Annotated in this window: 7 protein-coding genes; 3 read left to right on the top strand and 4 right to left on the bottom strand. The window is 68.7% G+C overall.

Annotated elements, in window-relative coordinates; translation table 11 throughout:
• Positions 1-167 precede the first annotated feature (167 nt).
• Entirely contained in the window at positions 168-2,570 is a 2,403-nt protein-coding gene (locus CKO31_RS11365) for a penicillin-binding protein 1A (RefSeq protein WP_322789127.1), read from the top strand.
• Between the two features lie 231 nt (positions 2,571-2,801).
• Here CKO31_RS11365 and manA read toward each other — a convergent pair whose 3' ends face one another.
• Positions 2,802-4,100 carry a mannose-6-phosphate isomerase, class I gene (gene manA / locus CKO31_RS11360; protein ID WP_200237251.1) on the bottom strand — a complete coding sequence of 433 codons (1,299 nt, stop codon included), beginning with the start codon at positions 4,098-4,100 and terminating at the stop codon, positions 2,802-2,804.
• 3 nt (positions 4,101-4,103) lie between these two features.
• Complete coding sequence (locus tag CKO31_RS11355; RefSeq protein ID WP_200237249.1) at positions 4,104-4,883, bottom strand: protein-L-isoaspartate(D-aspartate) O-methyltransferase; 780 nt, start codon at positions 4,881-4,883, stop codon at positions 4,104-4,106.
• A 177-nt stretch (positions 4,884-5,060) separates the two neighbouring features.
• On the opposite strand from CKO31_RS11355, the gene CKO31_RS11350 reads away from it, so the two are divergent.
• Positions 5,061-5,228 (top strand): hypothetical protein, encoded by a 168-nt coding sequence (locus CKO31_RS11350; RefSeq protein ID WP_200237247.1) that lies wholly within the window; start codon positions 5,061-5,063, stop codon positions 5,226-5,228.
• A 2-nt stretch (positions 5,229-5,230) separates the two neighbouring features.
• On the top strand, positions 5,231-5,971 hold the full coding sequence (locus CKO31_RS11345) for an SDR family oxidoreductase (RefSeq protein ID WP_200237245.1): 741 nt from the start codon (positions 5,231-5,233) through the stop codon (positions 5,969-5,971).
• A 12-nt stretch (positions 5,972-5,983) separates the two neighbouring features.
• Here the strand turns inward: CKO31_RS11345 and CKO31_RS11340 are convergent, their stop codons facing one another.
• The gene (locus CKO31_RS11340; RefSeq protein WP_200237243.1) at positions 5,984-6,289 is read right to left on the bottom strand and encodes a hypothetical protein; all 306 of its coding nucleotides are present in this window, start codon (positions 6,287-6,289) and stop codon (positions 5,984-5,986) included.
• 283 nt (positions 6,290-6,572) lie between these two features.
• Positions 6,573-7,937, bottom strand: coding sequence for a hypothetical protein (locus CKO31_RS11335; protein ID WP_200237240.1), 1,365 nt, complete (start codon positions 7,935-7,937; stop codon positions 6,573-6,575).
• Between the last annotated feature and the right edge of the window lie 15 nt (positions 7,938-7,952).

Here is a 7,952-nt window from a genome sequence, read left to right as displayed (position 1 = left end):
TGTAGAGCAGCACCGCCGCCCCCACTGTCCCCCGTGATGGCGCCCACAGGCGGGCCGCCAAGCCGTCGCGTCCCAAGGCCCGCAGCCGCCGCCCGCGGAATGCGCTCTTTGGTCTGGTCGATTGGTTCGCGCGTCTGGTCTCGGCGCCCTTGGCTCTGCCCATGGATGTGGCTTTGATTGGTCTCCTGGGCGCGGCGGTGCTGCTCTACAGCATCCAGGACGAGCTGCCGGCGGTGGATGCGCTGCTCGAGGTCAAGCTGGAGGAGCCGCTGCGAATCTACACCGCCGATGGCTCCCTGATGGCCGAGTACGGTGTGCAGCGTCGCCGGGCCGTGGACTTCGAGGACATTCCGCCGGATCTGGTCAACGCCTTCTTGGCTGCCGAGGACAGCCGCTTCTACGAGCACCGCGGTATCGACGTCATTGGCCTCGCCCGCGCCGCCTATGCCGTCGCTCAAGCTGGCGAGGCCACCCAGGGCGGCAGCACCATCCCGATGCAGGTGGCGCGCAACTTCTTCCTGACACCGGAGAAGACGATCAAGCGCAAGGTCTCCGAGATCATGCTCGCCATGCGCATGGAAACCACCCTGAGCAAAGAGCAGATCCTGGAGCTGTATCTCAACAAGATCTTCTTCGGCAACCGCGCCTACGGCATCTCCGCCGCCGCCGAGTTCTACTACAGCAAGACGCTGGACGAGCTGAGTCTGCCGGAAATGGCCATGCTCGCCGGCCTGCCCAAGGCGCCGTCGGCCAACAATCCGCTTGCTGACCCCGAGCGCGCGCGCGAGCGTCGCGACTGGATTCTCGATCGCATGCTGGCGCTGGGCTATGTCGATGAGGTGGACCACAGCATGGCCTGGGTGTCGCCGGTGACGGCGGAGGCCTATGTGGCGCCGGTCGAGTTTGAGGCCGGCTACGCCGCCGAGATGGCCCGCCAGGCCATGGTGGAGCGCTTCGGCGCGGAGGAGGCCTATCGGCTCGGCCTGAAGGTGACCACGACCATCGACGAGAAGCTGCAGACCGAGTCCGATCGGGCGCTGCGCCGCGGCCTGATGGCCTACAACCGCCGCCACGGCTATCACGGGCCGGAAGACCAGCTCGAGAACGTCGGCGACATGAGCGACGAATCGCTGGACGCGTATGTCGCGGCGCGCCCGGCGGTGCCGGATTTGCCGGTGGGGGTCGTGCTGGAGGCCGATGCGAATAAGGCCGAGGTCTATCTCGGCGGCGGTGAGACGCGCGAGCTGCGCCTGTGGCAGGTCAACCACATGCGCAAGTACGTCAACGAGAACGCCAAAGGCCGGCGGCAGTCCCGCGTGGACCGGGTTATCGCCACCGGCGATGTCATCCGCCTGCGCCAGAACAACAAGGGCAGCTGGATTCTGACCCAGGTGCCCACTGTGGGCGGCGCCCTGGTGGCGTTGTCGCCCACCGACGGCGCCATTCGCGCCGTCTCCGGCGGCTACGAGTTCGATTGGTCCAAGTTCAATCGCGCCACCGACGCGCGGCGCCAGCCAGGGTCCACCTTCAAGCCCTTTGTCTACGCCGCCGCACTCGGCAAGGGCTATACGCCGGCGAGCCTGGTCAGCGACACCAAGAAGAGCTTCGGCAGCTGGAAGCCGAAGAACGCGGACGGCAAGTACATGGGTACCATCCGCATGCGCGTGGCCATCGCCAAGTCGCGAAACCTGGCCATCATCAACCAGCTGGATCGGATGGGCATCGACTACACGCGGGACTTCCTCCAGCGTTTCGGCTACAGCATGGAAGACATGCCGCGCAACTATGGCCTGGCGCTCGGCGGCGGCAGCTCGACGCCGCTGCAGCTGGCGGCGGCCTATGCGGTATTCGCCAACGGCGGCTACCAGGTAGAGCCGCATATCGTTCAGCGCATCGAGGATGCCAATGGCAACCTGCTGTTCGCGGCGGAGCCGCCGCAGGCCTGCGTCAGCTGCTGGCTTGAGCTCGAGGCGGGCGAGGCGGAAGTCCACGGCCTGGGCGAGGCCGACAGCCCGCTCGCGCAGCAGGTGCTCGACCCGCGCATTGCGTACAACATGACCTCGATGCTACAGGACGTCATCACCGACGGCACGGCGAGGCGCGCGCGCCGGCTCGGGCGCTCCGATCTCGCCGGCAAGACCGGCACCACCAACGAATCCAGAGACTCCTGGTTCGCCGGCTACATGCCCCGGCTAGTGGCCGTCGCCTGGATGGGCATGGATGACAACCGCCCGCTCGGCTCCGGTGAATGGGGCGGCACCGCAGCGCTCGGCATGTGGGTGGACTTCATGGCCGACGCCCTGGAGGACGAGCCCATCGCCAAAATCAAGCGCCCGGAGGGCATGGTCCCGGTGCGCGTCAGTGCGGCCACCGGTCGGGCCAGTAGCGGCGGCAGTGTGCTGGAGTACATCCGCAGCGAATACCAGCTGATGACCCTGGGGCCGAATCCGGTGAAGTACGCGGCCGCCAGCGGGCGCTCGGGCAGCAGCAATGCCCGTCGCTCCCGCAGCGGGCCCAGGCGCAGCGCGCCCCGGCGCAGCGCACCGCGGGTCATGGACGAGCTATTCTGAAGCGTGTCGCGCTGGCGATGCTGCTGAAAATGCAGGAGCCGGGAGACCGCCCCGTCGGGAACAAGCCTGGCCGCGTGCGATTGTCGCAACGGCAAGGCCAATCAATCGGGGTCGCCCTAGCGGATTGGCTTGCCGATCAGTGAGGCTTGCCTCGGTGAGGGCTCTAGTGAGGGCTCCAGTAAAGGATCTGGCCGAGCGTCACCTGGTCGCCAGGCATCGCTGCGCACTGTCTCAGCTTGGGGGTGTCGTCGCCAGCGCCAGGTCGACACCGCTGCGGGAGGCGAGCCGCAACGCCTCGCCTGCCGGCACCAAGCAGCTGCCGCCGCGGCGCAGCCGCAAGCGCGTGCCTGCGCCGGCGATGTCCAGCTCCCCCTCCAGCACCAGCCCGAGCATAACGGCGGCGGGCTGTAGCGGTGCACTGTCGCCGGCGCCCAGCCGCAGCCGGTGCAGGGAGAATTCCGCCGCCGGCGGCGCATAGGTCTGCCATCTCGGATCATCCACCGCGGTTACAGGCGCCAGGATCTCCGGTGCATGCGGGTCGACGCGCAGCACCTCCAATAGTGCCGCCACGTCGATGTGCTTGGCCGTCAGGCCGCCGCGCAGCACATTGTTGGAGTTGGCCATGAGCTCCAGGCCCGCGCCCTGGAGATAGCTGTGCAGCTCGCCGGCGGGCAGGAAGATGGCCTGCCCCGGGCGCAGGTGGAGCAGGTTCAGCAACAGCAGGGACAGCAAGCCGCGGTCGTAGTGGCCGGGGGGGGAGAAGCCGTTGTGGGCCTGCATTAGCCACTGGCAGCGCTCGCGGCTCGGGTCTTTGGGGTCGCACGCCTTGCGCCCGGCTGCCGCCACCACCGGCGCCAGCAGCGCGTCCACCGCCGGCTGCGGCAGACGCATGAAGTCCGCATACAGTGCGCGCAGACCCGCCGTGCCGCCGTCGAGGTGTCGGCGCATGTCCGTCAAAGGCGGCCAGCGTTGCAGCTCCGCGGCGAGCTCATGGAGCGGGCGGAAGCCGCGCAGGGCATGGAAGTCCGTCAGCGCCACCAGCAGCTCCGGCTTGTGATTGCGGTCGCGATAGCTGCGCTTGGGGTCGCTCAGGGCGAGGCCGAGCCGATCCTCGCGCAGGAATCCCTGTGCTGCCTGCGCACGGTTCGGATGGGCCTGGATGGACAGTGGCGTGGCCGCCGCGAGCACCTTGAAGAGGAACGGCAGGGTGTGGTCGAAGCGCTCCGCCGCGTCGGCGCCGAGGACGGCTGCCGGCATTGCGGCGATGAGCGCATCGAGCGGGACGCGGGCGGGATGCAGGCAGACGCTGGCGGGCAGATCGGGGTGGGCGCCGATCCAGAGCTCCGCCTGCGGGTCGGCTGCCGGCGAGGGGGTGCCGAGCAGGTCCGGGATGAAGTGACGATCGCCCCAGACGTAGCGCTGGATGTCGCAGCACAGCGCTGCGGGGTGGGGTCTGCGGGCATACGCGGCGATGGCGTCCGTGACCAGGCGTTGGCTTGCGGCAGCTCCGACGCCGTTCGCCGCCGCCATGGCTCAACGGGCGTTGTCGCCGGTGATGGGAACGAAGCGCACCGGCAGCAGGGCGCGCTCTTGCAGGCTGCCGTCCGGCTGCTTGGTGAGCACCGTGAGCTGCTGGACCTCGTGGACGGCGCCCACGGGCATCACCAGGCGCCCGCCCACCTTGAGCTGCTCCACCAGCGGCTCGGGGATCTTTGGATGGGCCGCGGTGACCACCACGGCGTCGAACGGCGCCGCATCGGGCCAGCCCAGGTAGCCGTCGCCGGCGCGCACATGGACGTTGTCGTAGCCCAGGCGCGCCAGTGTCGCGGCGGCCCGCTCGGCGAGCTCGGGCATGATCTCCACGCTGTAGACCTCCACCCCCATGGCGCCCAGAACCGCCGCCTGGTAGCCGGAGCCCGTGCCCAGCTCATAGACCCGGTCACCGGCCTCGACGCCGGCCAGGTGGCTCATGACCGCGACGATGTAGGGCTGGGAGATGGTCTGGCCAGCGCCGATGGGCAGCGGGCTGTCCTGGTAGGCCCGATCGCGCAGCGCAGGCGGCACGAAGGCCTCTCGCGGGACGCTGCGCATGGCTTGAGCGACAGCCGGATCAAGTCGGTGCGTGCCGAGATAATCCGCCGTGGCGGCGACGTCGCGCTCGATGGCGTCCACCAGGCGCTGGCGCGCGGCCTCGAAGTGCTCGCTGCTCGACGGAGCGGTGCCCGCCGCGGTGCTGCCGCCGCCGACGCCGAGCAGCAGCAGTGCGGGCGCGAGCAGACGCAGCAGAAAATGCGATGGTCGATGGATGTGCATGGCGGCGGCCGTCGGTCGGGAGTTACCCTTGCCAAGCGGCTGGGCAAAGGTCATTGCAGACGGGGCCCGTGCTGGGCACCCTGGTGATGTTAGCACTGCCCGCAGCAGGAGAGGGAGGCGGGCTGCCGACAGCGACCGCTCCTCTGCGGTGCCAGGCTGCTCGGTCTCTGGCTCACCATGGCGTTCCGCCCGGATGTCCTCGGCAATCCCGCCGTTGGTGTCGAGCTGCTGGTGGCGGCGCTGGCGGTGACGGCTGCGGCCCTCTGGCTCACCCGCGGGCCGCCGGGCAATGCCCGCGAGTCAGCGTGCTGCACAGACACACAGCAATCGACCCCTGGGAGGTAACCATGGATCTGACTGACAAGGTAGCCGTGATCACCGGCGCCAGCCGAGGGCTCGGTGCCGGTCTTGCCGGGCGGTTTCTCGAGCGCGGGCTGCGCGTCGCCGCCTGCGCCCGGCACCGCCCGCAGCTCGCGGGCGACGAGGCCAAGCTGCTCACCCAGGCCGCCGACGTCACCGACGCCGAGGCTATGGAGCAGCTCTGTGCCGCGGCCGTGAGCCGCTTCGGCCGCGTGGACCTGTGGATCAACAACGCCGGTCTGCTCGCTCCCATCGGCCCGCTGCGCGAGAACGACCCGGCGCAATTCGCGCTCCATATCCAGGTGAACGTGACAGGCGTGTTCAACGGCAGCCGCGCCTTCACTCGCCATGTGTACGAGCGTGGCGGCGCCGGTGTGCTGCTCAACATCAGCTCGGGAGCCGCCCGTAATGCTTATGCCGGCTGGTCCGCCTACTGCGCCGGTAAGGCCGCCGTGGAGCGCATGAGCGAAGCGATTGCATTGGAGGAAGCCGACAGCGGCGTGCGCGTGCACGCCGTCGCCCCCGGCATCATCGACACGGACATGCAGTCTCTGATCCGCAGCTGCACGCCGGAGCAGTTCCCGCGGGTACAGAAGTTCCTGGACCTCAAGGCCAAGGACGCCTTCAGCTCACCGGGCTTCGTCGCCGACCGTATGCTGGAGCTGGCCTTCGACCCCGCCGCCGCCGACACACCGGTGCTCACGACCCTGCCGCTGGAGCATGGCTAGGCAGATACCGATTCATTGGCCATCCTTGAACAGGTCCTCGGCGGCCTGTCTCAGCGCGTCGGGGTCGTCCTGTGCGCCGGCCGCCGGCTGGGGAAAGCTGGGCTCGAAGTAGCCGCAGAAATTGGCCCGGTCCTTATAGGTCACCGCCTCAGCGACGGGCTCGGCGCAGTCGTTGGCGCGCCCCGGCGCATACCAACGGCAGTTGCGGCAACAGTGAGTCGCTTTGCGGCAGCCGGGACAGGTCGCCTCGCGGGCATAGTCCAGCTCCGTGAGCTCGGTGCCGCAGTGCCAGCAGCGGCCGATTGCGGGGTAGTGCATGCAGCCGTCCTCCGAGTGGGCCTGACGATGGCCGAAGCATAACCGACCGCGCCCGCCGACTGCGCCGGTGTGTCAACACCTCGATACGGGGACGGTATATTTATCCCTCGGCCGATTGCGCACCAGTTCAGTATACTGTCACCGCACTCCGCACTCCGCACTCCGCACTCCGCACTCCGCACTCCGCACTCCGCACTCCGCACCTCGCACCTCGTTACATCGCGCCGGGCTCGCCCGAAGCGGCTCGGCCTCTACGACGCCGGCGTGATTCAGTGGCGCGGCGTCATCCCTCGCTGGCGCGCAGCTGCTCGGTGAGCTTGGAGAGCTCGCGCTGCATTTCGAGGTTCTGGAGCGGGCGCAGGGCCGGCACCTGGCGTCTCAACAGGCCGTCCAGCAGCTGCTGGCTGGACCGCACCAGGTTCACCAGCTCGCCGGAGACGCGCACCGTCTCGTAGGTGTTCCAGGCCGTGGCGATGTCCTCCTGCAACGCGGCTCGAGCGGCGGCCACCTGTTGACCTTGATCTTTGAGATAGCGCCGGTAGACGTCGGCCGCCTCTAGGGTCAGCTGCTGGGCCTCCAGGTTGGCGTCCAGGACCGCAGCTTTCTCCGGGTGCTCTTGCTTGAGGGCGCGGGTTTCCTTGGAGAGCGCCCGGGCGCGCTTGGCGATGTCGTTGATCTCCGGGATATAGCGCTGGTCGATGGCCTGCTCCACGTCCAGGTGCATCTGGTTCAGGGCCCTTAGCAGCACCAGGTACATGCCGTAATAGCGCCGGGCGCTGGCGAGATCCTCGCCGCTCTCGCGCATCAAGGTCTCAAGCTGGGCGATGATGGCTTTGACGTTGTCGAAGACGATGCCGAGGTCGACGATGTTGTCGCCGACGACGGTGGAGAGGAGCAGCTCCAGCTGCGCATCGGATACCTCCAGGCCCATCCCCCGCAGCTCGGCGGCGAACTGCTGCTTGATGGCAGTGAGCTCCTGCTCGGCGCGGGCGATGGTTTGCTCACGCTCGTCGATGAGTCGGTCGTAGTCGCCGACGGTGCGCTCCATGAGCGATGTCTCCGGGGCGACCACCCGCTTCTGGCGAAAGCGGTCGATGTCGGCGCGGGCCTCGGCGATGGTCTGCTCCAGGGCTTCGAGGCGCTCGCGGTATTGCTGCACCGGGGATGTGGACAGGATGCCTACGGCGGCGTCCAGCAGCGCATCGATGTCCGCCTCTACGTCGGCCTGGTCGCGGCGGAGCCAGGCCTTCTCGGGCAGGTCGCGCTGCACCTCCTGCAGCTCGACCGTCTCTTCTAGCTTGGGCACCACGTTGGTCCAGACCTCGCCGAAGGCGTCTCGCTGCTCCGGCGTCAGGGCTTCGCGGGCACTGTCCCAGGTCTCGCGCGAGCGTTGCCACCAGTCGCCGGCGGTGTCGCGGGAGCGCTCCCACCAGGTGCCCGCCTGCTCCGCGGAGCGCTGCCACAGCTCGCGGGCCTGCTCCGTGAGCTCCGGGGCCGGGGTTGGCTCAGGCGCGGGCGGCGTGCCGCCCTCGTCCTGAGCGACAGCGGCGATTGTCACCAGCAACATGACCAGCGGGAGTGAGCGCGGGCAGGGCATTTGGGTCAGCGGGTCTTGGCGGTTCGGGCAGTGCTCTGGGCAGCCAGTCATTGTACGCCGGCGGGC

Origin of the sequence: Thiohalocapsa halophila (genome assembly GCF_016583825.1) — a bacterium.
Lineage (GTDB): Bacteria > Pseudomonadota > Gammaproteobacteria > Chromatiales > Chromatiaceae > Thiohalocapsa > Thiohalocapsa halophila.
Note: the sequence above shows the minus strand (reverse complement) of the source record. Positions and strands in the feature narration are given on the sequence as shown.

Coding starts and splice junctions, on each gene's coding strand:
- manA (WP_200237251.1), bottom strand. CDS start 4,100: ATGGCGGCGGCGAACGGCGTCGGAGCTGCCGCAAGCCAACGCCTGGTC.
- CKO31_RS11355 (WP_200237249.1), bottom strand. CDS start 4,883: ATGCACATCCATCGACCATCGCATTTTCTGCTGCGTCTGCTCGCGCCC.
- CKO31_RS11350 (WP_200237247.1), top strand. CDS start 5,061: ATGGCGTTCCGCCCGGATGTCCTCGGCAATCCCGCCGTTGGTGTCGAG.
- CKO31_RS11345 (WP_200237245.1), top strand. CDS start 5,231: ATGGATCTGACTGACAAGGTAGCCGTGATCACCGGCGCCAGCCGAGGG.
- CKO31_RS11340 (WP_200237243.1), bottom strand. CDS start 6,289: ATGCACTACCCCGCAATCGGCCGCTGCTGGCACTGCGGCACCGAGCTC.
- CKO31_RS11335 (WP_200237240.1), bottom strand. CDS start 7,937: ATGACTGGCTGCCCAGAGCACTGCCCGAACCGCCAAGACCCGCTGACC.